Origin of the sequence: Streptomyces sp. NBC_01214 (assembly GCF_026340975.1) — a bacterium.
Classification (GTDB): domain Bacteria; phylum Actinomycetota; class Actinomycetes; order Streptomycetales; family Streptomycetaceae; genus Streptomyces.
On sequence record NZ_JAPEOS010000001.1, the window covers coordinates 2,539,479 to 2,564,730 of the forward strand.

General features: G+C 71.7%; 24 protein-coding genes and 1 pseudogene. 14 read left to right on the forward strand and 11 right to left on the reverse strand.

The features are described from left to right. Positions 1 to 31 precede the first annotated feature (31 nt). The 3 genes from OG594_RS12175 (at position 32) to moaA (ending at position 3,190) form a co-directional block, all read left to right on the forward strand. Entirely contained in the window at positions 32 to 397 is a 366-nt protein-coding gene (locus tag OG594_RS12175) for a DUF485 domain-containing protein (RefSeq protein ID WP_030010462.1), read from the forward strand. Then, positions 394 to 2,022 (forward strand): cation acetate symporter, encoded by a 1,629-nt coding sequence (locus OG594_RS12180; protein ID WP_266598063.1) that lies wholly within the window; start codon positions 394 to 396, stop codon positions 2,020 to 2,022. Before OG594_RS12175 ends, OG594_RS12180 begins: the two co-directional genes overlap by 4 nt. A 178-nt stretch (positions 2,023 to 2,200) precedes the next feature. Further along, entirely contained in the window at positions 2,201 to 3,190 is a 990-nt protein-coding gene (gene moaA / locus OG594_RS12185; RefSeq protein WP_266598065.1) for a GTP 3',8-cyclase MoaA, read from the forward strand. Between the two features lie 72 nt (positions 3,191 to 3,262). Here the strand turns inward: moaA and OG594_RS12190 are convergent, their stop codons facing one another. Beyond that, entirely contained in the window at positions 3,263 to 3,514 is a 252-nt protein-coding gene (locus tag OG594_RS12190) for a hypothetical protein (protein ID WP_266598067.1), read from the reverse strand. A gap of 136 nt (positions 3,515 to 3,650) precedes the next feature. Then, complete coding sequence (locus OG594_RS12195; RefSeq protein ID WP_051779274.1) at positions 3,651 to 3,929, reverse strand: DUF3099 domain-containing protein; 279 nt, start codon at positions 3,927 to 3,929, stop codon at positions 3,651 to 3,653. Between the two features lie 243 nt (positions 3,930 to 4,172). Between OG594_RS12195 and OG594_RS12200 the strand changes: the two genes are divergently transcribed. Continuing rightward, positions 4,173 to 4,445, forward strand: a complete 273-nt coding sequence (locus OG594_RS12200) for a GlsB/YeaQ/YmgE family stress response membrane protein (RefSeq protein ID WP_266598069.1) — start codon at positions 4,173 to 4,175, stop codon at positions 4,443 to 4,445. 113 nt (positions 4,446 to 4,558) lie between these two features. Here the strand turns inward: OG594_RS12200 and tyrS are convergent, their stop codons facing one another. The 3 genes from tyrS to OG594_RS12215 form a co-directional block, all read right to left on the reverse strand. Further along, positions 4,559 to 5,827 (reverse strand): tyrosine--tRNA ligase, encoded by a 1,269-nt coding sequence (tyrS, locus tag OG594_RS12205; protein ID WP_266598071.1) that lies wholly within the window; start codon positions 5,825 to 5,827, stop codon positions 4,559 to 4,561. A gap of 72 nt (positions 5,828 to 5,899) precedes the next feature. Further along, positions 5,900 to 7,300 carry a metallopeptidase TldD-related protein gene (locus OG594_RS12210; protein WP_266598073.1) on the reverse strand — a complete coding sequence of 467 codons (1,401 nt, stop codon included), beginning with the start codon at positions 7,298 to 7,300 and terminating at the stop codon, positions 5,900 to 5,902. Next, entirely contained in the window at positions 7,297 to 8,820 is a 1,524-nt protein-coding gene (locus tag OG594_RS12215; protein WP_266598075.1) for a TldD/PmbA family protein, read from the reverse strand. Before OG594_RS12215 ends, OG594_RS12210 begins: the two co-directional genes overlap by 4 nt. Positions 8,821 to 9,004: 184 nt before the next feature. On the opposite strand from OG594_RS12215, the gene fabG reads away from it, so the two are divergent. From fabG to OG594_RS12230, 3 genes are all read left to right on the forward strand, one after another. After that, on the forward strand, positions 9,005 to 9,724 hold the full coding sequence (gene fabG, locus OG594_RS12220) for a 3-oxoacyl-[acyl-carrier-protein] reductase (RefSeq protein ID WP_030016879.1): 720 nt from the start codon (positions 9,005 to 9,007) through the stop codon (positions 9,722 to 9,724). 5 nt (positions 9,725 to 9,729) lie between these two features. Beyond that, positions 9,730 to 10,500, forward strand: coding sequence for an enoyl-ACP reductase FabI (gene fabI, locus OG594_RS12225; RefSeq protein WP_030016880.1), 771 nt, complete (start codon positions 9,730 to 9,732; stop codon positions 10,498 to 10,500). 236 nt (positions 10,501 to 10,736) lie between these two features. Further along, the gene (locus OG594_RS12230; RefSeq protein WP_323185199.1) at positions 10,737 to 11,138 is read left to right on the forward strand and encodes a hypothetical protein; all 402 of its coding nucleotides are present in this window, start codon (positions 10,737 to 10,739) and stop codon (positions 11,136 to 11,138) included. Here OG594_RS12230 and OG594_RS12235 read toward each other — a convergent pair. After that, positions 11,119 to 11,847 carry a FadR/GntR family transcriptional regulator gene (locus tag OG594_RS12235; protein ID WP_266598078.1) on the reverse strand — a complete coding sequence of 243 codons (729 nt, stop codon included), beginning with the start codon at positions 11,845 to 11,847 and terminating at the stop codon, positions 11,119 to 11,121. The two genes, OG594_RS12230 and OG594_RS12235, sit on opposite strands and share 20 nt — an antisense overlap. Positions 11,848 to 11,916: 69 nt before the next feature. On the opposite strand from OG594_RS12235, the gene OG594_RS12240 reads away from it, so the two are divergent. The 4 genes from OG594_RS12240 (at position 11,917) to OG594_RS12255 (ending at position 14,319) form a co-directional block, all read left to right on the forward strand. Continuing rightward, the gene (locus tag OG594_RS12240) at positions 11,917 to 13,209 is read left to right on the forward strand and encodes an MFS transporter (protein WP_266598080.1); all 1,293 of its coding nucleotides are present in this window, start codon (positions 11,917 to 11,919) and stop codon (positions 13,207 to 13,209) included. Positions 13,210 to 13,214: 5 nt separating this feature from the next. Next, positions 13,215 to 13,334: an SGM_5486 family transporter-associated protein gene (locus tag OG594_RS12245; protein ID WP_266598082.1), complete on the forward strand. Its 120-nt coding sequence runs from the start codon at positions 13,215 to 13,217 to the stop codon at positions 13,332 to 13,334. Positions 13,335 to 13,488: 154 nt separating this feature from the next. Then, positions 13,489 to 13,716 carry a hypothetical protein gene (locus OG594_RS12250; protein WP_266598084.1) on the forward strand — a complete coding sequence of 76 codons (228 nt, stop codon included), beginning with the start codon at positions 13,489 to 13,491 and terminating at the stop codon, positions 13,714 to 13,716. A gap of 81 nt (positions 13,717 to 13,797) precedes the next feature. Further along, positions 13,798 to 14,319, forward strand: coding sequence for a histidine phosphatase family protein (locus OG594_RS12255; RefSeq protein WP_030012236.1), 522 nt, complete (start codon positions 13,798 to 13,800; stop codon positions 14,317 to 14,319). A gap of 71 nt (positions 14,320 to 14,390) precedes the next feature. Here OG594_RS12255 and serB read toward each other — a convergent pair whose 3' ends face one another. After that, positions 14,391 to 15,590 carry a phosphoserine phosphatase SerB gene (gene serB, locus OG594_RS12260; RefSeq protein ID WP_266598086.1) on the reverse strand — a complete coding sequence of 400 codons (1,200 nt, stop codon included), beginning with the start codon at positions 15,588 to 15,590 and terminating at the stop codon, positions 14,391 to 14,393. 189 nt (positions 15,591 to 15,779) lie between these two features. Continuing rightward, a complete protein-coding gene (locus OG594_RS12265) occupies positions 15,780 to 17,339 on the reverse strand; it encodes a streptophobe family protein (RefSeq protein WP_323185200.1) in 1,560 nt (519 codons plus the stop codon). Positions 17,340 to 17,592: 253 nt separating this feature from the next. Here OG594_RS12265 and OG594_RS12270 point away from each other — a divergent pair, with 253 nt between their 5' ends. Then, complete coding sequence (locus tag OG594_RS12270; protein ID WP_266602849.1) at positions 17,593 to 20,103, forward strand: FHA domain-containing protein; 2,511 nt, start codon at positions 17,593 to 17,595, stop codon at positions 20,101 to 20,103. Positions 20,104 to 20,230: 127 nt separating this feature from the next. Here OG594_RS12270 and OG594_RS12275 read toward each other — a convergent pair whose 3' ends face one another. From OG594_RS12275 to OG594_RS12285, 3 genes and pseudogenes are all read right to left on the reverse strand, one after another. Next, positions 20,231 to 20,911 carry a transglycosylase SLT domain-containing protein gene (locus tag OG594_RS12275; RefSeq protein ID WP_266598088.1) on the reverse strand — a complete coding sequence of 227 codons (681 nt, stop codon included), beginning with the start codon at positions 20,909 to 20,911 and terminating at the stop codon, positions 20,231 to 20,233. Between the two features lie 282 nt (positions 20,912 to 21,193). Then, entirely contained in the window at positions 21,194 to 22,345 is a 1,152-nt protein-coding gene (locus OG594_RS12280) for an S-adenosylmethionine:tRNA ribosyltransferase-isomerase (RefSeq protein WP_323185202.1), read from the reverse strand. Between the two features lie 242 nt (positions 22,346 to 22,587). Beyond that, positions 22,588 to 23,265 (reverse strand): annotated as a pseudogene (locus OG594_RS12285) (SDR family NAD(P)-dependent oxidoreductase); the annotation flags it as partial. 156 nt (positions 23,266 to 23,421) lie between these two features. On the opposite strand from OG594_RS12285, the gene OG594_RS12290 reads away from it, so the two are divergent. Continuing rightward, entirely contained in the window at positions 23,422 to 24,570 is a 1,149-nt protein-coding gene (locus tag OG594_RS12290; RefSeq protein ID WP_266598090.1) for a GAF domain-containing sensor histidine kinase, read from the forward strand. Next, positions 24,563 to 25,225, forward strand: coding sequence for a response regulator transcription factor (locus OG594_RS12295; protein WP_266598092.1), 663 nt, complete (start codon positions 24,563 to 24,565; stop codon positions 25,223 to 25,225). Before OG594_RS12290 ends, OG594_RS12295 begins: the two co-directional genes overlap by 8 nt. Positions 25,226 to 25,252 lie beyond the last annotated feature (27 nt).

The window sequence follows — 25,252 nt, forward strand, 5'->3', positions numbered from 1 at the left end:
CACCGCACCCGCGTCACAAGGAGATCCCCCCGTGACCACCGAAGCAGCGCCGCCGCCCGGCAGCGCGGGAACGCCCACGGCGGCCCCCACGGCAGCTGACTACGCGAGCGTCCAGCAGAGCGCGGAGTTCGCCGAACTGCGGAGCTCCTACCGCTCCTTCGCCTTCCCGCTCACCGTGGCCTTCATCGCCTGGTACCTGCTCTACGTCCTGCTGTCCAACTACGCGGGCGGCTTCATGGGGACCAAGCTCTTCGGCAACATCAACGTCGCCCTCGTGCTCGGCCTCGCCCAGTTCGCGACGACCTTCCTGATCGCCTGGCTCTACGCACGGCACGCCGCCGCGAAGCTCGACCCCAAGGCCGAGGCCATCAAGGCGCGGATGGAGGCCGCCGAATGAGCGGCGCGCACCACCTGACGACGCTCGCCGCGGGAGCCTCCGAGCACCGCCCGCTGATCATCACCCTGTTCGGGCTGTTCGTCGTCGCCACCCTGATCATCACCGTCTGGGCCGGCCGCCAGACCCGGGGCGCCGCCGACTTCTACGCGGGCGGCCGCCAGTTCACCGGCTTCCAGAACGGCCTCGCCATCTCCGGCGACTACATGTCCGCCGCGTCCTTCCTCGGCATCGCCGGAGCCATCGCCCTCTTCGGCTACGACGGCTTCCTCTACTCGATCGGCTTCCTCGTCGCCTGGCTGGTCGCCCTGCTGCTCGTCGCCGAGCCGCTGCGCAACTCCGGCCGCTACACGATGGGCGACGTCCTCGCGTACCGGATGCGCCAGCGACCCGTCCGTACCGCCGCCGGCACCTCCACCATCGTGGTTTCGATCTTCTACCTGCTCGCCCAGATGGCCGGCGCCGGCGTGCTCGTCTCGCTGCTCCTGGGCATCACCAGCGACGGCGGCAAGGTGGCCGTCGTCGCGCTGGTCGGCGTACTGATGATCGTCTACGTGACCATCGGCGGAATGAAGGGCACCACCTGGGTCCAGATGATCAAGGCGGTGCTGCTGATCGCGGGCGCCCTGCTGATCACCTTCCTGGTGCTGCTGAAGTTCAACTTCAACGTCTCCGACCTGCTGGGCAAGGCCGCCGAGAACAGCGGACAGGGGGTGAAGTTCCTCGAACCCGGTCTCAAGTACGGCAAGGACTCGACCTCGAAGCTGGACTTCCTCTCGCTCGGCCTCGCCCTCGTCCTCGGCACCGCGGGGCTCCCGCACATCCTGATCCGCTTCTACACCGTGCCCACCGCCAAAGCCGCCCGCAAGTCCGTGAACTGGGCCATCGGCATCATCGGCGCGTTCTACCTGATGACCATCGCCCTCGGCTTCGGGGCCGCGGCCCTGCTGGAGAGGGCCGACATCCTGGCCTCGAACAAGGCCGGCAACACCGCCGCACCCCTGCTCGCCCAGGCCGTCGGCGGCGGCCCCGACTCCACCGGCGGCGCCATCCTGCTCGCCGTGATCTCCGCGGTCGCCTTCGCCACCATCCTGGCCGTCGTCGCGGGCCTCACCCTCGCCTCCTCCTCGTCCTTCGCGCACGACCTGTACGTGAACGTGATCCGCAAGGGCAAGGCCACCGAGAAGGAGGAGATGCGCGCGGCCCGCTGGTCCACCGTCGTCATCGGAGCCGTCGCCATCGGCCTCGGCGCACTGGCCCGCGACCTGAACGTGGCCGGCCTGGTCGCGCTCGCCTTCGCGGTCGCCGCCTCCGCGAACCTGCCGACCATCCTCTACAGCCTCTTCTGGAAGCGCTTCACCACCCGGGGCGCGCTCTGGTCCATCTACGGCGGACTCATCTCGGCAGTCGGCCTGGTGCTGTTCTCCCCGGTGGTGTCCGGAAAGCCCACCTCCATGTTCAAGGACGCGGACTTCTTCTGGTTCCCGCTGGAGAACCCGGGGATCATCTCGATCCCCCTCGGCTTCCTGCTGGGCTGGCTGGGAACCGTCCTCTCCAAGGAGGAGGCCGACCCCCAGAAGTTCGCCGAGCTGGAGGTGCGCTCCCTCACCGGAACAGGGGCGCACTGACATCGTCCGAACACCCAGCGTGGCCGCGTCGTAGAACCCTACGACGCGGCCACGTCACGTCTCGTTCGTTCGGGCACCTCTGGATGACACAGGCGTCACGTAGTCTCGAAATAGAACGCGTGAAGTAGATCCAATGTCCGCGCGTACCTCTACTTCCGGACAGGGGAGGGGGCCCACAGTGCTTCTCGATACCTACGGCCGCGTGGCCACTGACCTGCGCGTCTCACTGACGGACCGGTGCAATCTGCGCTGCACCTACTGCATGCCCGAAGAGGGGCTGCAGTGGCTCGACAAGTCGGACCTGCTCAGTGATGACGAGATCGTCCGGTTGATCCGCATCGCGGTCACGCAGCTGGGGATCACCGAGGTCCGGTTCACCGGCGGCGAGCCGCTGCTGCGGCCCGGCCTGGTCGGCATCGTCGAACGGTGCGCCGCCCTGGAACCCCGCCCCAAGATGTCCCTGACCACCAACGGCATCGGTCTGAAGCGCACCGCGCAGGCCCTGAAGGCCGCAGGCCTGGACCGGGTGAACGTTTCGCTGGACACCCTGCGGCCCGACGTCTTCAAGACCCTCACCCGCCGCGACCGGCACAAGGACGTCATCGAGGGCATGGCCGCGGCCCGCGAGGCCGGCCTCACCCCCGTCAAGGTCAACGCCGTGCTCATGCCCGGCCTCAACGACGACGAGGCCCCCGACCTGCTGGCCTGGGCCGTGGAGAACGCGTACGAGCTCCGCTTCATCGAGCAGATGCCGCTCGACGCCCAGCACGGCTGGAAGCGCGACGGCATGATCACCGCCGGCGACATCCTGGAGTCCCTGCGCACCCGCTTCACGCTCACCGAGGAAGGCGCCGCCGAGCGCGGTTCCGCCCCGGCCGAGCGCTGGGTGGTCGACGGGGGCCCGGCCACCGTCGGCGTCATCGCCTCGGTCACCCGCCCGTTCTGCAGCGCCTGCGACCGTACGCGGCTCACGGCCGACGGCCAGGTGCGTACGTGCCTGTTCGCGACCGAGGAGTCGGACCTGCGCGCGGCCCTGCGCTCGGGCGCCCCGGACGAGGAGATCGCCCGGCTGTGGAAGGTCGCGATGTGGGGCAAGAAGGCCGGGTCCGGTCTCGACGACCCGTCCTTCCTACAGCCCGACCGCCCGATGTCCGCGATCGGCGGCTGACCCGGGCCCCGGGTCAGAGCACGTCAGGTCACGTCGGTCAGGTCAGGTCAGGCCAGGCCGGGACGGGACGGGTCAGCGCGGGCGTTCCGAGCCCTCCGGCTGAACCCACTCGTCCAGCTTCACGACGTCCTTGAGGAAACCGCGGACCCCCAGGAACTGGGAGAGGTGTTCGCGGTGCTCCTCGCACGCCAGCCAGGTCTTGCGCCGCTCCGGCGTGTGCAGCGTCGGATTGTTCCACGCCAGGACCCAGACGGCCGCGTCGCGACAGCCCTTGGCGGAGCAGGTGGGGTTCTCGTCGGGGCCGAAGGCGCTGGAGGAAGTCACAGGCCCACATTAGAACGGAATGGCGACGCCGAGCAGCCACGGGGGGAGCTGCCCGGCGTCGGTCCGTCGCTCCGACGGGGGATGCGGAGCGCGTGAGCAGTATGTCACGCAGGACCCGCTGGAGTGCACCGGAACTTCACGATTGATCTGAGCTTTTCTTGAGGTTTCCCGCGTCGAGCGCCGGTCGCACGGGGGCCGGGACGAAGTGCGAGGGCAGCGAGGGCGTCGATTCGCGCCCGGCGTTGGCGATGACCACGGCCACGTAGGGGAGCAGGGCTCCGGCCACGAGCGTCACGATGGCCACCGGGCGCTGCACGTTCCACAACAGCACGGTCGCGATGACCGACAGGGTCCTGATCGCCATAGAGATCACGTATCGCCGCTGGCGGCCCCGCACGTCCTCGGCGAGACCCATCCGCGCGCCAGTGATCCGGAAGACCTCGGCCCCGTTCCGCTTCTGCCGCTTCGTCCGCTCCACGCTCCACCACCCGATCGCCCTCCGGGCACTCGCTCGCGGCCCGGTCCCTCCCACGGTACGCCCGCCCCCGGGCCGGGAGGTGAGGGGGACCCCCCGTGCGGCACCGTCCGAAATGCGCCGTACGCCGGATGGGTCGACACTGGGCGCACGTGCGCACAACGCGCCGGGAGGAGGCTCGACATGTGGTTGTGGGCGATCATCGTCGGTTTCGTGCTGGGGCTGATAGCCAAGGCCATCCTGCCGGGCAAGCAGCACCAGCCCCTGTGGCTGACCACCCTCTTCGGCATCATCGGTGCCGTCCTCGGCAATGCGGTGGCCACGTGGATCGGTGTGGGTGAGACCGCGGGCATCGACTGGACCCGGCACCTGCTACAGATCGCCGGAGCGGTCCTCGTGGTCGCGCTCGGCGAGATGATGTACGGAGCGATCAAGGGCAAGCGGCAGACGACGTGAGCCATCGCGGGGCATGACGAAGGGGCCGGCCGGACCCAGTGGTCCGAACCGGCCCCTCCGCGGTGCTCTGACGTGCTCACTCCGCACGCGCGCCCTGCGGCGCGCCGGACGCGTCAGGCGCCGGTGACCTCCACCGCGGCCAGGTTCTTCTTGCCGCGGCGCAGCACCAGCCAGCGTCCGTGGAGCAGGTCCTCCTTGGCGGGGACCGCGTCCTCGGCGGTGACCTTCGCGTTGTTCACGTAGGCGCCGCCCTCCTTCACGGTCCGGCGGCCGGCCGACTTGCTCGCGACCAGGCCGGTCTCCGCGAGCATGTCCACCACGAGGCCGGGCTCCGCCACCTGGACGTGCGGCAGCTCGGACAGGGCCGCGGCCAGCGTGGCCTCGTCCAGCTCCGCCAGGTCGCCCTGGCCGAACAGTGCCTTCGACGCGGCGATCACGGCGGCGCACTGCTCGGCCCCGTGCACGAGCGTGGTCAGCTCCTCGGCCAGCGCCCGCTGGGCGGCGCGCGCCTGCGGCCGCTCGGCGGTCTGTGCCTCCAGCTCCTCCAGCTCCTCGCGGGACTTGAAGGAGAGGATCCGCATGTAGGTGGAGATGTCCCGGTCGTCCACGTTCAACCAGAACTGGTAGAACGCGTACGGCGTGGTCATCTCCGGGTCGAGCCACACGGCGCCGCTCTCGGACTTGCCGAACTTGGTGCCGTCCGCCTTGACCATCAGCGGGGTCGCCAGTGCGTGCACGACCGCGCCCGGCTCGACCCGGTGGATCAGGTCGAGACCGGCCGTCAGGTTGCCCCACTGGTCGGAGCCGCCCTGCTGGAGCACGCAGCCGTAGCGCCGGTACAGCTCCAGGAAGTCCATGCCCTGGAGCAGCTGGTAGCTGAACTCCGTGTAGCTGATGCCCTGGTCGGAGTCGAGCCGCTTGGCGACCGAGTCCTTCGTCAGCATCTTGTTGACGCGGAAGTGCTTGCCGATGTCCCGCAGGAACTCGATGGCGGACATGCCCGCCGTCCAGTCCAGGTTGTTCACCATGAGCGCCGCGTTCTCGCCCTCGAAGGACAGGAACGGTTCGATCTGGGTGCGCAGCCGCGTCACCCAGTTCGCCACGGTCTCCGGGTCGTTCAGGGTCCGCTCGGCCGTCGGTCGCGGGTCGCCGATCTGCCCCGTGGCCCCGCCGACCAGCGCCAGCGGCCGGTTACCGGCCTGCTGGAGCCGGCGCACGGTGAGCACCTGGACCAGGTGCCCCACGTGCAGCGAGGCCGCGGTCGGGTCGAAGCCGCAATAGAAGGTGACCGGACCGTCCGCGAAGGCCTTGCGCAGCGCTTCTTCGTCGGTGGACTGGGCGAAGAGCCCGCGCCACTTCAGTTCGTCGACGATGTCAGTCACGGTCGTGACTCTCCTTGAGAGATGGAGTGAGTAGGGACGTGGATGAGGGGTCTACCCGCACATTCTAGGTGGTCAGACGCCCTTGCTCACCGAACTCATGTTGAAGTCCGGGATGCGCAGCGCCGGCATCGCGGCACGGGTGAACCAGTCGCTCCACTCGCGCGGCAGGGTCTTCTCGGTCCGGCCGGCCTCCGAGGCCCGCGACAGCAGGTCCACCGGTGACTCGTTGAACCGGAAGTTGTTGACCTCGCCGACCACCTGCCCGTTCTCCACCAGGTAGACGCCGTCCCGGGTCAGGCCCGTGAGCAGCAGCGTCGCCGGGTCCACCTCGCGGATGTACCAGAGGCAGGTCAGCAGCAGACCCCGCTCGGTGGCCGCGACCATCTCCTCCAGCGACTTCTCGCCGCCCGCGTCCAGGATCAGGTTCCCGAAGCCGGGGGACAGCTGCATCCCGGTCAGGCCCGCCGTGTGCCGGGTCGTGCTCAGCCGGTTCAGGTGACCGTCCGCGATCCACTCGGTCGCCGGGACCGGCAGGCCGTTGTCGAACACCGAGGCGTCGTCGCCGGAGCTGTGCGCGATCACGAACGGCGCGGACTCCAGTCCCGGCGCGTTCGGGTCGCTGCGCAGGGAGAGCGGCAGCCCGGACAGCTTCTCGCCGAGCCGGGTGCCGCCACCGGGCTTGGAGAAGACCGTACGGCCCTCCACCGCGTCCCGGGCCGCCGCCGACCACATCTGGTAGATCAGCAGGTCGGCCACGGCGGTCGGCGGCAGCAGCGTCTCGTACCGGCCCGCGGGCAGGTCGATCTTCCGCTCCGCCCAGCCGAGGCGCACGGCGAGCTCCGCGTCCAGCACGGTCGGGTCCACGTCCTTGAAGTCCCGAGTGGAGCGGCCCGCCCAGGCGGAGCGCTGCCGGTCCGGGGACTTCGCGTTGAGCTCCAGGGTGCCCTTCGGCTGGTCGTGGCGCAGCCGCAGGCCCGTCGAGGTGCCGACGTACGTGGAGACCAGCTCGTGGTGGGCGAAGCCGTACAGCTCCCGACCGCCCTCGCGGGCCCGGGCGAAGGCCTCGCCGAGGGCCGGGGCGAAGTCCGCGAAGACCGCCGAGCTCGTCTCGGCCGGGGCGTCGGTGAAGTCCGGCGAGGCCGGGATCCCGGTGACCAGCTGCTGGGCGTCCTCGGCCGGGCCCGCCCCGCGGGCGGCCGCCTCGGCGGCCCGGACCAGCGGCTCCAGGTCGTCCGCGGTCACGGCGGAGCGCGAGACGACCCCCGAGGCCGTCCCCTCCTTGCCGTCGACCGTGGCGATGACCGTCAGGGTCCGGCCGCGGGTCACGCCGTTCGTCGTCAGGGCGTTGCCCGCCCAGCGCAGATTGGCGCTCGACCCCTCGTCCGCGATGACGACGCAGCCGTCGGCGGTGGACAGCTCCAGGGCCCGCTCGACGACCTCGTGGGGCTTGGTGATGCGAATCGACGAGCTCATCGCCCGGCCTCCTGCGTGGTGTTCAGGATGTTCACGTCGCGGAACAGCGCGGACGGGCAGCCGTGCGAGACCGCCGCCACCTGGCCCGGCTGGGCCTTGCCGCAGTTGAAGGCGCCGCCCAGGACATAGGTCTGCGGGCCGCCGACCTTCTCCATCGAGCCCCAGAAATCGGTGGTGGTGGCCTGGTACGCGACGTCGCGCAGCTGCCCCGCCAGCTTGCCGTTCTCGATCCGGAAGAACCGCTGCCCGGTGAACTGGAAGTTGTAGCGCTGCATGTCGATCGACCACGAGCGGTCGCCGACCACGTAGATCCCGCGCTCCACCCCGCCGATCAGGTCCTCGGTCGAGAGCCCGCCCGGATCCGGCTGGAGGGAGACGTTCGCCATCCGCTGGACGGGCACGTGCCCGGGGGAATCGGCGAAGGCGCAGCCGTTGGAGCGCCCGAGCCCGGTCAGCTTCGCGATCCGCCGGTCCAGCTGGTAGCCGACCAGGGTGCCGTCCTTGACCAGGTCCCAGCTCTGCGCCTGGACGCCCTCGTCGTCGAAGCCGACGGTGGCCAGACCGTGCTCGGCGGTGCGGTCACCCGTCACGTTCATGATCGAGGAGCCGTACTTGAGCTTGCCCAGCTGGTCGAAGGTGGCGAAGGAGGTCCCCGCGTACGCCGCCTCGTAGCCCAGCGCCCGGTCCAGCTCGGTGGCGTGGCCGATGGACTCGTGGATGGTGAGCCACAGGTTGGACGGGTCGACCACCAGGTCGTACCGGCCGGCCTCGACGCTCGGCGCCCGCATCTTCTCGGCGAGCAGGCCGGGGATCTGCTCCAGTTCGGAGTTCCAGTCCCAGCCGGTGCCGGTGAGGTACTCCCAGCCGCGGCCGGCGGGCGGGGCGATGGTGCGCATCGAGTCGAACTCGCCGGTCGCGCCGTTCACGGCGACCGCGGTGAGCTGCGGGTGGATCCGGACCCGCTGCTGCGTGGTCGAGGTGCCCGCGGTGTCGGCGTAGAACTTGTTCTCGTGGACGGCGAGCAGCGAGGCGTCCACGTGGGCCACCCCGTCGGCCGCCAGCAGGCGCGAGCTCCAGTCGGCCAGCAGCGCGGCCTTCTCGGCGTCCGGCACCTCGAAGGGGTCCACGTCGTACGCGGAGATCCACGTCCGGTCGGTGTGCACCGGCTCGTCGGCGAGCTCCACCCGTTCGTCCGAACCGGCGGCCTTGATCACCTGGGCGGACAGCTTCGCCATGGCCACGGCCTGCGAGGCCACCTTGGCGGCGGCGTCCATGGTCAGGTCCACACCGGAGGCGAATCCCCAGCTGCCCCCGTGCACGACCCGGACCGCGTACCCGAGATCGGTGCTGTCGGAGCCGCCGGAGGGCTTGGCGTCCCGCAGGCGCCAGGAGGCGCTGCGGATCCGCTCCAGCCGGAAGTCGGCATGCTCGGCGCCCAGCGCGCGGGCCCGGGCGAGCGCCGCGTCGGCGAGCGCCCGCAGGGGCAGCGCGGTGAAGGCCGCGTCGATGGAATGGGGCACGGAAGTCCTCCCGTGGTCGGGGCCGGTCGCCCCGATCATGTCGCGATCGGGGCCTTCGTGCCTACATCTTTCTGTAGGGATTCGACAGAGCCGGTCGCAAGGCCCTGTCGGGGGTCGATTCTCCGTACGAGCGGCGCGACCTATAGGTTTTTGGTATTCAGACCGCTAGCGAAAGGGTGATCCGTTGAGCCGCTCGGTTCTCGTCACCGGAGGAAACCGGGGCATCGGCCTCGCCATCGCCCAAGCCTTCGCGGAGGCCGGCGACAAGGTCGCGATCACGTACCGGTCGGGTGAGCCGCCGGAGGCGCTCACCTCCCTCGGTGTCCTGGCGGTGCGGTGCGACATCACCGACTCCGAGCAGGTGGAGCAGGCCTACAAGGAGATCGAGGACGCGCACGGCGCGGTCGAGGTCCTCGTGGCCAATGCCGGCATCACCAAGGACACGCTGCTGATGCGCATGTCCGAGGAGGACTTCACGTCCGTCCTCGACACCAACCTCACCGGCACGTTCCGGGTGGTCAAGCGCGCGAACCGGGGCATGCTCCGGGCCAAGAAGGGCCGCGTCGTCCTGATCTCCTCGGTCGTCGGGCTCCTGGGCTCGGCCGGCCAGGCCAACTACGCGGCCTCCAAGGCCGCGCTGGTGGGCTTCGCCCGCTCCCTGGCCCGCGAGCTGGGTTCCCGCAACATCACCTTCAACGTCGTCGCCCCCGGTTTCGTGGACACCGACATGACGAAGGTGCTCACCGACGAGCAGCGCGCGGGCATCGTGGGCCAGGTGCCGCTCGGCCGTTACGCGCAGCCCGAGGAGATCGCGGCAGCCGTTCGCTTCCTGGCGTCCGATGACGCCGCGTACATCACCGGAGCCGTCATTCCCGTTGACGGCGGATTGGGCATGGGTCACTGATCACCATGAGCGGAATTCTCGAGGGCAAGCGCATCCTCATCACGGGTGTGCTGATGGAGTCGTCCATCGCCTTCCACACGGCCCGGCTGGCTCAGGAGCAGGGCGCCGAGGTCATCCTCACCGCGTGGCCGCGCCCGTCGCTGACCGAGCGCATCGCGAAGAAGCTGCCGAAGCCGGTCAAGGTGATCGAGCTCGACGTCACCAACGACGAGCACCTGGCCCGCCTGGAGGGCCTCGTCCGCGACGAGCTCGGCGGCCTCGACGGCGTCGTCCACTCCATCGGCTTCGCGCCGCAGGACGCCCTCGGCGGCAACTTCCTGAACACCCCGTTCGAGTCGGTTGCCACCGCCATGCACGTCTCGGCGTTCTCGCTGAAGTCGCTGACCATGGCCTGCAAGCCGCTCTTCCCGGCGGAGGGCGCGGCCGTCGTCGGCCTCACCTTCGACGCGCAGTTCGCCTGGCCGCAGTACGACTGGATGGGCCCGGCCAAGGCCGCCCTGGAGGCCACCAGCCGTTACCTCGCCCGCGACCTGGGCAAGGAGAACATCCGCTGCAACCTGGTCTCGGCCGGTCCGATCGGCTCCATGGCCGCGAAGTCCATCCCGGGGTTCGGCGAGCTGGCCGAGGTCTGGAACTCCCGTTCCATGCTGGAGTGGGACATGAGCGACCCGGAGCCGACCGGCAAGGGCGTCGTGGCCCTGCTGTCGGACTGGTTCCCGAAGACCACCGGCGAGATCGTCCACGTGGACGGCGGCCTGCACGCGATGGGCGCCTGATCCTCGATCGGCTCTCCCCGTCCGTACGGCGACGGCCGCGCTTCCCTTCCGGGAGGCGCGGCCGTCGCCGTTCGCGCACTCCGTGGGGGGTGCGTTCGATCGGATGTTCACCGGCCGACCGGATCTTCCCGAGTCGAAAACCGGGACGAATGCCTGCAAACTGACCGAGCCGGGATCTTCTCGGCTCCTGCGGGGAGGAGGTAGGAGTGCGCGCGAGGCCGAGCCGAGCTGTTTCCGTGCTGGTCACCACAGTGATCCTGACCGGACTCCTGGTCCCCGGAGCCGCCGCGCAGCCCGTGGGGGAGGAGCCCGTACCCGGCCCCGAAGTGGTGAGCTCGGCCGTCGTGGAGCTCGCCGACATCCCCGCCGAACCCCCCGCACAGCCCGCACGGCCCGCCGGGGGCGAGCTCTTCGGCGCCGACTGCGACACCGTGATCCACGGCTCGCAGGTGTCGGCGTACTGCCACAACGCCTATCCGGAGACCGACCTCGTACGGCTGCACGTCGAGTGCGACCGCTGGTGGGACGTGGACGGCGACGGCGTCGCCGTGGCCGTCGGCCCGGCCGGCCGGACCGAGCTCGTCGGCCGCTGCTGGAAAGAGGTCCGCTCGGCCTGGGTCAGCCACCGGCGCCCGTGAGCGGGGCGTCCTGCGCGTTCTCGCCCGGGGCGTCCTGCGCGTTCTTGCCGAGGCAGGCGAAGGGGTAACCCGCAGCCTCCGAGGCCGCCGCGTCCCCGTCGCCCCGCCGGATCGCCTCGATCAGCCGGGCGTGGTCCAGGTGGGCGGAAGGGAGCAGTTCGGTCCCCACGTCCGCCCGCAGCCAGTCGGCCACCAGGTCGCCGAGGTCCGCGTACAGCTCGATCAGCACGTCGTTGTGCGAGGCGGTCACCACCGCCATGTGCAGACTCACGTCCGCCGCCACGAAGACCTCCGCATCGCCGCCCGCCCAGGCCTCCTCGCGGCGCGCCAGCAAGGCGTCCAGCTGTACGAGGTCCCGCTCGGTGCGCCGCTCCGCCGCCAGCCGGGCCGCCGAGGACTCCAGCGTCGAACGCAGCTCGGCGATGTGCCGCGGCTCGGCCCCGGCGAAGCGGCGGTGCATCACGCCGGCCAGCTCGCTGGTGGCGATGACGTACGTCCCCGAGCCCTGCCGGATGTCGAGGAGGCCGTTGTGCGCCAGCGCCCGCACGGCCTCGCGCACCGTGTTGCGCGCGACGCCCAGCAGCTCGACGAGCTCCGGCTCGGTCGGGATACGGGCGCCGACCGGCCACTCGCCGGAGGTGATCTGGTTCCGCAGCTGGGCGATCACCTGATCGACGAGCGCGGAGCGCCGGGGCGAGGTCAGCGGCATGGGTTCCTCTCGGGGGCGACTTCACGAGCGACTGGACAACCAATCATCCCATGATTCTATGATGGTTGAATGCCCGACGAAGAAATCCGGACCATGAACCGCCCGCCGGTCGTGCGCACCGCCCCTGAACAGCACCTCCCCGCCCCCGCCCAGGCCGCCCCGACCTGGCTCGGCCCGGTGCTCATCGTCGGAATCGTGCTGGCCGCCCTCAACCTGCGGCCCGCCATCACCAGCCTCGGCGCCCTGTTCGAGGAGACCCGCACCGGTCTCGGCATGAGCGGCACCGTCGCCGGACTGATCACCTCCGTCCCCGCCCTCTGCTTCGCCGTCTTCGGCGTCACCGCGCCCCGGCTCTCCCGCCGCTTCGGCCCGGCCGCCGTCGTCTGCGCCGGCATGGCCGCGGTCGCCACCGGCCTGCTCATCCGCCCGTTCGCGACCGGCGCCGTCGGCTTCCTCGCCGCCAGCGCCCTGTCGCTGGCCGGCATAGCCCTCACCAACGTGCTGCTCCCGGTGATCGTCAAGCGCTACTTCCCGGACAAGGTCGGCACCATGATCGGCCTGTACTCCATGTCCCTGGCCGCCGGCACCTCGCTCGCCGCCGCCGCGACCGTCCCGCTGACCGACGCCCTCGGCGGCAGCTGGCGCACCGGCCTACTGGTCTGGGCCGTGCTCGCCCTGCTCGCCGTACTGCCCTGGCTGCCCGTCGCCCGCGCCTCCCGGCGCGCCGACCGGGCCGGGGCCACCGCCGGGACCGTCGGCTCCGGGGCCGGCCCGCGGGTCGCCCGCAGCCGCACCGCCTGGGCCCTGGCCTGCTACTTCGGCCTCCAAGCCACCGGCGCCTACATCACCATGGGCTGGCTCCCGCAGATCTTCCGCGACGCCGGGGTCTCCGCCTCCACGGCCGGAGTGCTCCTCGCCGTCACCATGGTCATGGGCGTCCCCCTCGCCTTCGTCATCCCCGGCCTCGCCGCCCGGATGAAGAACCAGGGCGCCATCGCCGTCACCCTCGGCGCCTTCGGCCTCACCGGCTACCTCGGCCTCTACTTCGCCCCCGCCGCCGGAGCCTGGGCCTGGGCGCTCCTGCTCGGCATCTCCAACTGCGCCTTCCCCCTCGTCATCACCCTCATCGGGCTGCGCGCCAAGTCCCCGGCCGGCGTGGTCAAGCTCTCCGCCTTCGCCCAGAGCACCGGCTACCTCATCTCCATCCCCGGCCCCCTCCTCATCGGCGCGCTCTACCAGCACAGCGGAGGCTGGGACCTGCCGCTCGCCCTGATGGCCGGACTCCTCGTACCGCAGATCGCGCTGGGCGTCCTCGCCGGACGGGACCGCACGATCGAGGACGAATGCGGCATGGGAGACTGACCGGCATGACGCCCGTACTTGAACCGAACCCGCAGAACGGCCGCAAGAAGCTCGGCCTCGTGCTCGGCGCGTTCCTCGCCGTCACCGTGATCATCTCCGTCATCGCCACGATCGCCTCCCCGTGAGCCTCTCCCCCAGGGGGAGGGTGGGGCTAACCCCACTACCCCTAGGGGGTCAGGCTCAGGGTGAAGTGGGGTGTGCCCCCGATGGGAACCGGCGCCCCGGATCCATAGATTCGTAGGCAGCGAGTCAGTCCGGTCCACACCCACGGAGGCGGCCATGTCGGCCCCCACGCACATCAGCCCCCTCCCGCCGGGCCCCACCCGGCCCCGGGGCCGCGCCACGGCCGCGAGCACCCGGCTGCACTGGTGGGCACTGGCCCTGCCCACCCTCGCCTTCGGGCTCCTGCTGCTGCTCCTCGCCGGGTCCGGCGAGGCCCACGCGGCCACCGGCGAGGTCTCGGGCCTCGTCCAGATCGTCGAGCAGCTGCTGCGCGGCGTCGCCTGACCTCCCGCGCGCCCCTCACCCGGGCGTGAGCCCCCCCAACGCCCTGCGCCCCGCGCCCCGTTTCATGCGAAGCTGGGAGTCATGAGCGCCGACACACCCCGCAGGATCGCCCTCCTCCGGCACGCCAAGGCCGACTGGCCCGAGGTGTCCGACCACGATCGCCCGCTCGCGGAACGAGGCCGCAAGGACGCGCCGGCCGTCGGTCTGAAGCTCGCCGAAACCGGCATCGTCTTCGACCTGGCCCTGTGCTCCACCGCCGCCCGCACGCGTGAGACTTGGAAGCTCGCCGTCCAGGAGATGCCGCACCGGCCGAAGACCCACTACGAGGAGCGGCTCTACGACGCCTCGCTGGGCGAGCTCATCGCCCTGCTCAACGAGACCTCCGACGAGGTCTCCGACCTCCTCGTCATCGGGCACAACCCCGGCATGCACGCCCTCGCCGACGCCCTCTCGGGGCGCGCGGAGGGCGAAACCCTGACGCGCATGACCCGTACGGGCTTCCCGACCGCGGCCCTGGCCGTGGTCTCCTTCACCGGATCGTGGAAGTCCGTGGAACACGGCGTGGGCACACTGCTCGACTACTGGACCCCCAAGGGCCTCTGACCTGCGGCCCCAGGACGGCGAAGGCCCCGGCAACCACATCGGCTGCCGGGGCCCGTTCGCGTGCGTCGGGGTCAGGCCAGGTCGGCGGCCTCGATCTCCTCACGGGTGATCCCGAGCAGGTACAGCACCGCGTCGAGGAAGGGCACGTTCACCGCGGTGTGCGCCGCCTCGCGGACCACCGGCTTGGCGTTGAAGGCCACGCCCAGCCCGGCCGCGTTCAGCATGTCCAGGTCGTTGGCGCCGTCGCCGATGGCCACCGTCTGGGACAGCGGTACGTCGGCCTCCGCGGCGAAGCGGCGCAAGAGCCGGGCCTTGCCCGCCCGGTCCACGATCTCGCCGGTGACCTTGCCCGTCAGCTTCCCGTCGACGATCTCCAGGGTGTTGGCGGAGGCGAAGTCCAGCCCCAGCCGCTCCCGCAGATCGTCCGTCACCTGGGTGAAGCCGCCGGAGACCACGCCCACCTGGTAGCCGAGCCGCTTGAGGGTGCGGATCAGGGTCCGCGCGCCCGGGGTCAGCTGCACCTCGGCGCGGACCTTGTCCACGACGGACGCGTCCAGCCCCGCGAGCAGCGCCACCCGGGCGTGCAGCGACTGCTCGAAGTCCAGCTCACCGCGCATGGCCCGCTCGGTGACCTCGGCGACCTCGGCCTCGCACCCGGCGTGCGCCGCGAACAGCTCGATGACCTCGTCCTGGATGAGGGTCGAGTCCACGTCCATGACGACCAGGCGCTGGGCCCGGCGGTGCAGTCCGGCCGAGACGACGGCCACGTCCACGCCGATGTGCGCGGAGGCGGTGGCCAGGGCGGTGCGCAGCGGCTCCGTCTCGACACCGGAGACGGCGAATTCCACCGCCGTCACCGGGTACTTGGCGAGCCGGAAGATGCGGTCGATGTTGCCGCCGGTCTCGGTGATCCGGGCGGCGATCGCGGCCGTGGACTCGGCGGTGAGCGGGTGCCCGAGCACGGTGACGTGCGAGCGGCCGCTGCCGCGCGGCCTGTTGTCACCGGTACCGGAGAGGATCTCGGCCTGCATCTTGAGGGATTCGGCCCAGCCGTGGACGGTGGCCCGCAGGTCACCCTCGGCTCCGCCGGCGGGCTTGGTGACGAGGGCGCACAGGACGATGCGGCCACGGGTGACGACCTGCTCGATGTCGACGACGTCGACGGAGTAGGCGGCGAGGGTGTCGAACAGCCCGGCGGTGATCCCGGGACGGTCCTTGCCGAAGATCTTGACGAGGAGGGTGGGGACGTCGGAGGTCTGCGATGCGCTCATGGTGCCCTCACCGTATCTTCCCGACCGGGGCCCCAGGACCCCCGTCCCACGTCTTGAACGGTCGCGCCCCAGAAGGCGGCGAGGAATTCGGCCTCGCCGGCGACCCCGGCGCGGGGTTTGAGGCGGAGCCCCGGGGAACGGTGGAAGGGCGGGTGGGGGACGGCTCCGCGCAGCGGCCCCCAGCCCGCCTCACCGCGGCGGCCCCGGCGGCCCCGGCGGCCCCGGCGGCTTCGGCGGGGGCGGGGCTCCCGGCGGGGGCGGGGGAGTGAAGGGCGCCCGGCGGGGCGGCTTCGGCGGCATGGGTGACCAGGGCGGGACGCCCGTCACGGTCACGTCCCAGGAGCCGTCCACCTCCCCGCCCGCTCCGGGCCGCGGACCGCGCGCGGGTCCGCCGTACGGTACGGCGCCGGGGTACGCGGCCGTCGCTGCCCGGGGGTCGGGCCACCCCGGCGCGGGCCCCGCCGCGCCGGCCCGGTCCGGCAGGGCCGCCCGACGCCGACGGGTCAGCAGGGCACCCGCCGCACCGGCCACCGCCCCCCAGAGCGCGCCCAGCAGCAGCGCGTACGGCACGTCCCCCCGCAGCTCCACCCCCGCGTCCACCGCGTTCACACCCAGTACCGCGAGGGATGCGTCCGCCGAGAACCCCGTCAACCGCACCAGCACCGCCAGGGCCACCCCGGTGGAGGCCGACAGTCGCGCCGCGCACCCCAGGATCCCGCGCCCCGGCGTCCGTACGGCCGCCAGCACGCCCGCGTAGAGCAGCAGCAGGGCCGCCCCTGCGACCAGCAGCCAGACCCGCTCGTCGTACTCCCCGAGACGAGCCACCGTCACCGGCTCCCGTGCGGACACCGCCAGCAGGTCGTCCAACGGATCGGGCAGCAGCCGGGCCGGAGCCCCCGTGACCCGGCCGCGCACCGGTACGAACAGCCCCAGCAGCACCCCCAGCCAGCTCCCGTTCGGCGCCGCCAGCAGCGCTCCGCCCAGCACCCGCCGCGGCTGGTCGTCGTCCAGCGCCGCCCACACGGCCGCGGCCCATCCGGCCGCCACCGCGACCAGCGTCATCGCCACCACCGCCGAGGCGGCCGGGCGCAGCCGGGCCAGCGCGGCCGGCCCGCGCCGCGAGACCAGCAGCGCGAGCGCCAGTACGGCGAGCACCCACACCCCCGCACCCAGCAGGGTCGGCCCGGGCTCCACCGAGAACCCCACCCGGGTCCGGGTCTCGATCAGGTCCCCGATGCGGTCCGGGAGCAGCCCGCCGATGTCCCCGATCCCCGGGATCTCGACCTTCGCGGGGGTCTTCGGCAGCGGCAGCGTCCCGTCGAGGGTGACCACGTCGTGCCCGGCCCACGCCAGAGCGCCCGCCGTCGCGACGAACAGCGCCCCGAGGACCGCCACCCTGGCCGCCGTCTCCCCGTGCCCCGCCCCGGCCCGGAGGGAACGCAGGAACAACGCCGACAGGACCAGCGCCCCGGCCAGCGACACCCCCAAGGGCATGCCGTCCAGGGAGGTTTCGGCGCCCGCACCGGTGACGCCGAAGACCGAGACGTCACCCGAGGGGGTCACGGTTCCACCGACCGCGAGGACCACCGTGGCCGCCGTCATCGGGCCGAGCGAGCCCCCCGAGGCGTCGGAGGCGTCGGCGCCCAGCAGGTGCAGCCCGAGTCCGGCCACCCCCGCCATCGCGATCAGGGACCAGCCCACGGTGGCGACGGCGGACAGCAGCACGTCCCCCCAATGAATGCGGCGCATACGGTGAACCCCCGATGCCTACCGAGCGGTACGCGACGGGACCACCGGGCGAGAAGTCCCGTATCTCACTCTCCGGGTGACTTTCGCCCCCGTCAACGGGCAGGCGTAGACGCCCCGGCAAGGCCCGGATTCCACATACGGCTGTAGGCCTGAAATAGTTCCCCCGGATGTTCGCCATCCCTAGACTCCCTGACGTCATGGGGGATTCTCGGGGGACTTAAGTGGGGCTGGAGTGCCGGAACTCGTACTGGAATTGAATGGAAGGACCTGGACGCTCGATCCGTCCAGGTCGTACTCGTTGGGGCGTGACCCCCAGGGAGACGTGGTGATCGACGATGCCCGGGTGTCGTGGCGGCACGCCACCATCACCTGGAACGGCCGGGGTTGGGGCATCGAGGACCACGGCAGCACCAACGGCACCTACGTGCACGGGGCCAGGGTCCAGCAGACCGAGCTCGTGCCCGGCACGCCGGTCCACCTGGGCAACGCGACGGACGGCCCGCGGCTGAATCTGAGCGCCGCCGCCGCGCCGCAGCCGGCCGTGGCACAGCAGGCCCCGGCCCAGGCGTACGCCCAGCCGCAGGCCCCGGCCTACCAGGCCCCGCAGCAGCAGCCCCAGCACCAGGCCTGGGAACAGCAACAGCAGCACGCACCACAGCAGCACGCGCAGCAGCCGCAGGCCCACCTCCCGCACCAGCAGGGCGCCTCCGCTCCCCGCCCGGCGCAGGGCGGGGCCCCGGCCTACGGAGACCGCAGCCCGACGACGTTCCACCAGCTCTCGCTGGGCCACGTCATGCGGATCGGCCGTGCGCTGGAGAACGAGCTCGTGGTCTCCGACCTCCAGGTATCCCGCCACCACGCCGAGTTCCGCTCGATGCCCGGCGGCCGCTTCGAGATCCGCGACCTCGGCAGCCACAACGGCACCTACGTCAACGGTCAGCCGCTGGCGAAGTCCGGCACCGCTCTGCTGGGCCCGAACGACATCGTCGGCGTCGGCCACTCGACGTTCCGGATCGTCGGTGACCGCCTCGAGGAGTTCGTCGACACCGGCGAGGTCTCCTTCTCGGCCCGCCACCTCACGGTCACGGTCGACGGCGGCAAGCAGATCCTCAAGGACGTCACCTTCGGCGTCCCGGAGAAGTCGCTGATCGGCGTCATCGGACCCTCGGGCTCCGGCAAGTCCACCCTGCTCAAGGCGCTGACCGGCTACCGGCCCGCCGACCAGGGCGACGTCCTCTACGACAACCGCAACCTGTACAAGCAGTTCGCGGAGCTCCGCCAGCGCATCGGCCTGGTCCCGCAGGACGACATCCTGCACAAGGAACTGACCGTCCGCACCGCCCTGAAGTACGCGGCCAAGCTCCGCTTCCCGGGCGACACCGCCGAGTCCGAGCGCGCCGCCCGCATCGACGAGGTGCTGCGCGAGCTCAAGCTCGACATCCACAAGGACAAGAAGATCACCGCGCTCTCGGGCGGTCAGCGCAAGCGCGTGTCCGTGGCCCTGGAGCTGCTCACCAAGCCCTCGCTGATCTTCCTGGACGAGCCGACCTCCGGCCTCGACCCGGGCATGGACCGCGACGTCATGCAGCTGCTGCGCGGCCTCGCCGACGACGGCCGCACGGTCCTCGTCGTCACCCACTCGGTCGCCGAGCTGGCCATCTGCGACAAGCTGCTGGTCATGGCCCCGGGCGGGTCGGTCGCGTACTTCGGTCCGCCGGACGAGGCGCTGAACTTCTTCGGCTACACCACGTGGGCGGACGTGTTCTCGGCCTTCGAGAACTACCGCGACTACGACTGGGCCGGCCGATGGAAGGGCTCCCAGCACTACCAGCTCTACGCCGCCGACATCGACGCGGTCGCCCCGCAGTCCGTCGCGATGCCCCCGGTCCAGCAGATGCACCCGACCAAGCCGCAGGGCTGGGGCTCGCAGCTGTGGACGCTGATCCGCCGCTACGTCTCGGTGATCGCCTCGGACGTGGGCTTCCTGGCCCTGATGGTGCTCCTGCCCGCCGTCCTGGGCGTGGTCTCCACGGTGATCCCCGCGAAGTTCGGCCTCGCGCCCCCCGTCGCGCCGTCCCGCTTCAACGGCGACGCCGGCACGATCATGCTGATCCTCGCGGTCGGCATGTGCTTCTCGGGTGCCGCCAACTCGGTCCGTGAGCTGATCAAGGAACGGGTCATCTACGAGCGGGAACGCGCGACCGGCCTGTACCGGTCCGCGTACCTCATGTCGAAGGTGATCGTCCTCGGCGTCATCACGGCCATCCAGGGCGTGATCATCTGCGCGATCGGCTTCTTCCCGCGCGACTTGCCCGCCGAGGGCCTGATCATGCCGCCGGCCGTCGAGATCTGCCTGTCGGTCATCGCGCTCGGCTTCACCTCGATGATGTTCGGCCTGGTGATCTCCTCGCTGGTGAAGACCGCCGAGAAGACCATGCCCCTGCTGGTCATGTTCGCGATCGTCCAGGTCGTCTTCACCGGCATCCTCTTCCAGGTCTACGACTCCCCGGGCCTGGAGCAGTTCGCCTGGCTGATGCCGTCCCGCTGGGCCATCGCCGCCGCCGGCACCACGCTGAACCTCGGCAAGCTCATGCCGCCGTGGGACGCGGAGAACCCGACCAACACCGACCCGCTCTGGGACGCCACGGTCGGCCAGTGGAGCCTGAACATCACCATCCTGCTGCTCATCGGCGTCGCCTGCGGCTTCGCGGTGCAGCGCCTGCTGCGCCGCCACGAGCCCGAGGTCATGCGCGCGGGCAAGTAGGACGCGGGCGGGACGACCGCACGCACGTATCGCGCACGCACGTGCGCGCGCACGACAAACGCCTCAGGGCGGCATCCGGAAGTCCGGGTGCCGCCCTGAGGCGCATGGGGCTTGGGTGCGTCGAGGCCTAGTAGGCGCTGTTGACGTTGTCCATGGAGCCGTAGCGGTCGGCCGCGTAGTTGCAGGCGGCGACGATGTTGGCGACCGGGTCGTACTGGTCGAACTTGGTGCCCTTGACGTGGTACGCCTTGAAGGTCGGGAGGATGACCTGGAGCAGACCCTTGCTGGGGATGCCGTTCTGGGCGTTGATGTCCCAGTTGTTGATCGCCATCGGGTTACCGCTGGACTCGCGCATGATGTTCTTGTGGATGCCGGCGTAGGTACCCGGAATGCCCTCCTTCTTCATGATGAAGAGGGCTTCCTTGATCCAGCCGTCGAGGTTGTTCGCGAAGACCGGGGTGCGGGCGGCGGAACGGCTCGCGGCCGTCTTCGCCTCGCGCGCCTTCTTCGCGGCGGCCTCGGCCTTGGCCTTGGCGTCGGCGTCGGCCTTGATCTTGGCCGCGGCCTTCGCGTTCGCCTGGGCGATGACCTGCTGGGCGGAGAGGTTTCCGTGCAGCGCCTTCGTCTGCGCGCCGTTGACGGCCTGGGTCCAGGCGACGGGGGCGGCGTTGATGGTCTCGGCCTCGGCGGCGTCGGCCGGGATGAGGGAGAAGGCGACGGCGGCGGCGCTCAGCGTGGCGACACCGGCGATGGACAGCTTGTGTGCCTTCGTCAGACGACTGTGACCGGGGGTGCGGGAAGCAGACATGGCGGGGCAACCTCTTCGAATAGCGGGAGTCGCAGGAAGGCGCTTTGTGGATCCGGGGATCCGCGGTGCTGTGCGACGGGAGCAATTCTTAGCGGCGGCAAAATCCTGTGGCAAAGGTGTGACGTACGATCCCGCTTAGTGGATCACGCGCGGGCGCCGAGGCCCGATCCCGGGCCTCGGCGCTAGGTGGGACAGCACTGACAGGGTCTTTATTCGTCCACTAGGCGGCTTCGTAAGTGATGTGGGTCCTATGTGCGGGGTCACATGGGGTGCGTGGCGATTTCACCGTACGTTGCTGTCGCAATGCATATGGTCACGGTTCTCGTCCTTGAGTAGCAGATGGACGTCCCCGAACTCGTGCCAGAGGCAGAGCCGGGCCAGTGCCTCGGCATACCCGAGCCGTACGGCGGCCCGCCCCGCGACCGCCTCCAGCATCAGCAGATGGGACGCCTCGGGCTCGTGCAGCCCGGTCAGCAGCCCGTCCACGACCCGTACCCCGCGCTCAGGAGTCACCACCAGATCGGTCCACCCGGCGGCCGGGCGCACCCGCCCCGATGCGTCCGCGGCCGATTCCAGGGCCCGTACCGCCGTGGTCCCCACCGCGATGACCCTCCCTCCTGCGGCCCCGGCGGCGTTCACCAGCCCCGCCGTCGTGGCGGACACCTCGTACCGCTCCGGATACGGGGGCTCGTGCGCCTCCTGCGAGGCCACCCCCGTGTGCAGGACCAGCGGGGCGAACTGCACCCCCCGGCTCACCAGCCGCGCCACCAGCTCCGCCGTGAAGGGCCGGCCCGCGCTCGGCATCTCTGCCGAGCCCGCCCCGTCGGCGGCCGGCACCGCGAACACCGTCTGATAGGCCGAGATCGGCTGGTCCCGCTCCGTGTACGCGTACCGGATCGGCCGCCCGTACGTCCGCAGCAGCCCCGGCACCCCGTCCGGCGCGGGGGAGGGGCGCGCCCACCACAGCCGGTCCGCGCCCGCCGCCAGGGGCTCCTCCAGGGTGAGGCGGTGCCCGCCCGGCAGCTCCAGCACCGCCCCGGCGGGCCCCCCGGTGCGCGGCCGCGTCGTCCCGCCGCCGGCCGGGGTGCGCAGCTCCACCGCCCAGCGGCCGCCCCGGGGCCTCGCTCCGGGGTATCCCCCGTCGCCCCGGGTCGAGAAGTGCACCACCAGGGCCTCGCCGCCCAGCCGGGCGTCCACGGCGGCCGCCAGCGTGGTCGAGGTGTTCACCACCAGTACGTCCCCGGCTCGCAGCAGCCCCGGCAGCTCCCGGAAGGCGTGCAGCGACACCTGCTCGCTGCCCCGGGACAACAGGAGCCGCACGGCGTCCCGTCCCAGCCCAGGCCCCCGCTGCTCGGCCGGGATCCGGGCCAACAGTTGTGGCGGTATGTCCCTTATATATGGACCTGTCTCCGGCAGGGTCCGATACCGGCTCACCGCCCACCCCCCACACCCGCCCCCGCGGCGGCCCCCGAGCCCGCCCCCGCGGCGGTCTCCGCACCCGCTCCCGCGGCGGCCCCCGAGCCCGCTCCCGCGGCGGTCTCCGCACCCGCCGCCGCGGCCGTCTCCGGGCCTGCCTCCGCGCCTGCTCCTGCGGTCGCCTCCGCGCCCGCCCCTGCCTCCGCGCCTGCGGCGGCCCCCTGGCCCGCCCCCGCGGCCGCCTCCGCCGCCAGCTCCCGCGCCGTGTACCGCCCGCTCGGCAGCTCCCGCTCCACCAGCCGCAGCAGCGCCGGAGCCACCTCCTCCGGCGTCGGCAGCCCCGCCAGGTCCTCGTCCGGCTCGGCCGCCGCCATCATCCGCGTCCGCATCGACCCCGGATCGGCCCACCACACCCGCAGCCCCGGCTCCTCCACCGCCAGCACGGCCGACACCAGGTCCCCCGCCGCCTTGGTCGCCCCGTACGCCCCCCACGTCGCGTACGCCACCACCGCCGCGTCCGAGCTGATGTTCAGCACCGCCCCGGCCCGCGCCGCCCGCAACAGCGGCAGCCCCTCCTGGACCAGCCCCAGCGGCCCCACCACGTTGACCTCGAAGGCCTCCCGCAGCCCGTCCAACGCGTGCTCCGCCAGCGGCACCAACGGCTCGGCACCGAGCACCCCCGCGTTGTTCACCAGCAGGTCCAGCCCGCCCAGCTCCCGCGCCGCCGCCACCAGCGCCGCCCGGTGCGCCGCCGAGGACACGTCCCCGGCCACCGCCACCACCCGCGCCCCCGCCGCCCGGGCGGGCCCGGCCGCGGTCTCCTCCAGCGCCGCCGCACCCCGTGCGCTCAGCACCAGGTCCCAGCTCCGCGCCGCCAGCTCCCCGGCCAGCGCCCGGCCCAGCCCCCTGGACGCCCCCGTCACGATCGCCACCGACATGACAGCACCCTCGCCTTCCGTCCCGATCAGCAGATGCCCCCAACGTAGGAACGGCCCGCCCCCGCCGCCTCGGCCACGAGCCCCACCCCCGCAGGTCCCTTGGACCTACGTCCACGGCCCGATCCCGCAGGTCACAGCCGCGGGTACGGTGAGCCCATGACCGGTAGCCCCCCGCACGGCGGGCCCCCCAGCGGCCTGGCCGCCGTGAGCACCGCACTGCTCGCCATGAGCCGCCGCCTGGAGGTCCGCGACGTCCTGCGCACGATCGTCGTGTCCGCCCGCGAACTCCTGGACGCCGAGTACGCGGCCCTGGGCGTCCCGGACGACCACGGCGGCTTCGCCCAGTTCGTCGTGGACGGCATCAGCGCGGAGCAGTGGCGGCGCATCGGCCCGCTGCCCCGCCAGCACGGCATCCTCGCCGCGATGCTCCACGAGGGCGGCCCCGAGCGCCTGGCCGACGTGCGCAAGGACCCGCGCTTCGAGGGCTGGCCGGCCGCCCACCCGGAGATGTCCGACTTCCTCGGCATGCCCGTGCGCGACGGCGACGAGACCCTCGGAGCCCTCTTCCTGGCGAACAAACGCGGCCCCCGCGGGTTCACCGACGAGGACCAGGAACTCCTCTCCCTCCTCGCCCAGCACGCGGCGATCGCCCTGACCAACGCCCACCTCTACGAGCGCAGCCGCGAGCTCACCATCGCCGAGGAGCGCTCCCGGCTCGCCCACGAGCTGCACGACGCCGTCAGCCAGAAGCTCTTCTCGCTCCGCCTCACCGCCCAAGCCGCCGCCACCCTGGTCGACCGCGACCCGGCCCGGGCCAAGGACGAGCTCCAGCAGGTGGCGGCCCTGGCGGCGGAGGCCGCCGACGAGCTGCGCGCCGCCGTGACCGAGCTGCGCCCGGCCGCCCTGGACGAGGACGGACTGGTCGCCACCCTCCGTACGCACGTCCACGTCCTCGACCGCGCCCACGCCGCGCACGTCACCTTCACCTGTGACGGCGTACGGGCCCTGCCGGCGACCCAGGAGGAAGCGCTGCTCCGCGTCGCCCAGGAGGCCCTGCACAACGCCCTGCGCCACTCGGACGGCGACCGCGTCGAGGTCACCCTGGCCCGGACGCCCGCCGGGGGCGCCGTCCTCAAGGTCCTCGACACCGGCAAGGGCTTCGACCCCCGGACCGTCCGCAGGGCGGGCCGGCACCTGGGCCTGGTCTCCATGCGGGACCGCGCGAGCGGCGTCGGCGGCATGCTCACCGTGCACTCGGAGCCCGGTCGGGGCACCACGATCGAGATGGAGGTCCCCGGTGGCTGACAGCACCGGCCGGAGCGGCAGCGGCATTCGAGTACTGCTGGTCGACGACCACCAGGTGGTCCGGCGGGGCCTGCGGACCTTCCTGGAGGTCCAGGAGGACATCGAGGTGGTCGGCGAGGCCTCCGACGGCGAAGAGGGCATCGCCCGCGCCGAGGAGCTGGGGCCCGACGTGATCCTGATGGACATCAAGATGCCGGGCACCGACGGCATCGAGGCGCTGCGCAGGCTGCGCGAGCTGGCGAACCCGGCCCGCGTGCTGATCGTCACCAGCTTCACCGAGCAGCGGACGGTGGTCCCCGCCCTGCGGGCCGGTGCGGCCGGATACGTCTACAAGGACATCGACCCGGAGGCGCTTGCCGGAGCCATCCGCTCCGTCCACGCGGGCCACGTGCTCCTCCAGCCGGAGGTGGCCCTCGCCCTGCTCTCCCAGGACGACCAGGGCTCCCCGGCGGGCCGGCCCGGCTCGCTGACCGACCGCGAACGCGAGGTCCTGGGCCTGATCGCCGACGGCCGTTCCAACCGTGAGATCGCCCGCGCCCTGGTCCTCTCCGAGAAGACGGTCAAGACCCACGTCTCGAACATCCTGATGAAGTTGGACCTTTCCGATCGGACCCAGGCCGCATTGTGGGCGGTCAGGCACGGAATCGCCGAGTGATCGGAGGTAAATCAGATCGTCTCGCTC

Excerpts from the sequence above, each read along its gene's own strand:
- OG594_RS12180 (WP_266598063.1), top strand. The coding sequence starts at position 394 with ATGAGCGGCGCGCACCACCTGACGACGCTCGCCGCGGGAGCCTCCGAG.
- OG594_RS12195 (WP_051779274.1), bottom strand. The coding sequence starts at position 3,929 with ATGGGTCTCGCCGAGGACGTGCGGGGCCGCCAGCGGCGATACGTGATC.
- OG594_RS12200 (WP_266598069.1), top strand. The coding sequence starts at position 4,173 with ATGTGGTTGTGGGCGATCATCGTCGGTTTCGTGCTGGGGCTGATAGCC.
- OG594_RS12210 (WP_266598073.1), bottom strand. The coding sequence starts at position 7,300 with ATGAGCTCGTCGATTCGCATCACCAAGCCCCACGAGGTCGTCGAGCGG.
- fabI (WP_030016880.1), top strand. The coding sequence starts at position 9,730 with ATGAGCGGAATTCTCGAGGGCAAGCGCATCCTCATCACGGGTGTGCTG.
- OG594_RS12235 (WP_266598078.1), bottom strand. The coding sequence starts at position 11,847 with ATGCCGCTGACCTCGCCCCGGCGCTCCGCGCTCGTCGATCAGGTGATC.
- OG594_RS12240 (WP_266598080.1), top strand. The coding sequence starts at position 11,917 with ATGCCCGACGAAGAAATCCGGACCATGAACCGCCCGCCGGTCGTGCGC.
- OG594_RS12245 (WP_266598082.1), top strand. The coding sequence starts at position 13,215 with ATGACGCCCGTACTTGAACCGAACCCGCAGAACGGCCGCAAGAAGCTC.
- OG594_RS12250 (WP_266598084.1), top strand. The coding sequence starts at position 13,489 with ATGTCGGCCCCCACGCACATCAGCCCCCTCCCGCCGGGCCCCACCCGG.
- OG594_RS12255 (WP_030012236.1), top strand. The coding sequence starts at position 13,798 with ATGAGCGCCGACACACCCCGCAGGATCGCCCTCCTCCGGCACGCCAAG.
- serB (WP_266598086.1), bottom strand. The coding sequence starts at position 15,590 with ATGAGCGCATCGCAGACCTCCGACGTCCCCACCCTCCTCGTCAAGATC.
- OG594_RS12265 (WP_323185200.1), bottom strand. The coding sequence starts at position 17,339 with ATGCGCCGCATTCATTGGGGGGACGTGCTGCTGTCCGCCGTCGCCACC.
- OG594_RS12275 (WP_266598088.1), bottom strand. The coding sequence starts at position 20,911 with ATGTCTGCTTCCCGCACCCCCGGTCACAGTCGTCTGACGAAGGCACAC.
- OG594_RS12290 (WP_266598090.1), top strand. The coding sequence starts at position 23,422 with ATGACCGGTAGCCCCCCGCACGGCGGGCCCCCCAGCGGCCTGGCCGCC.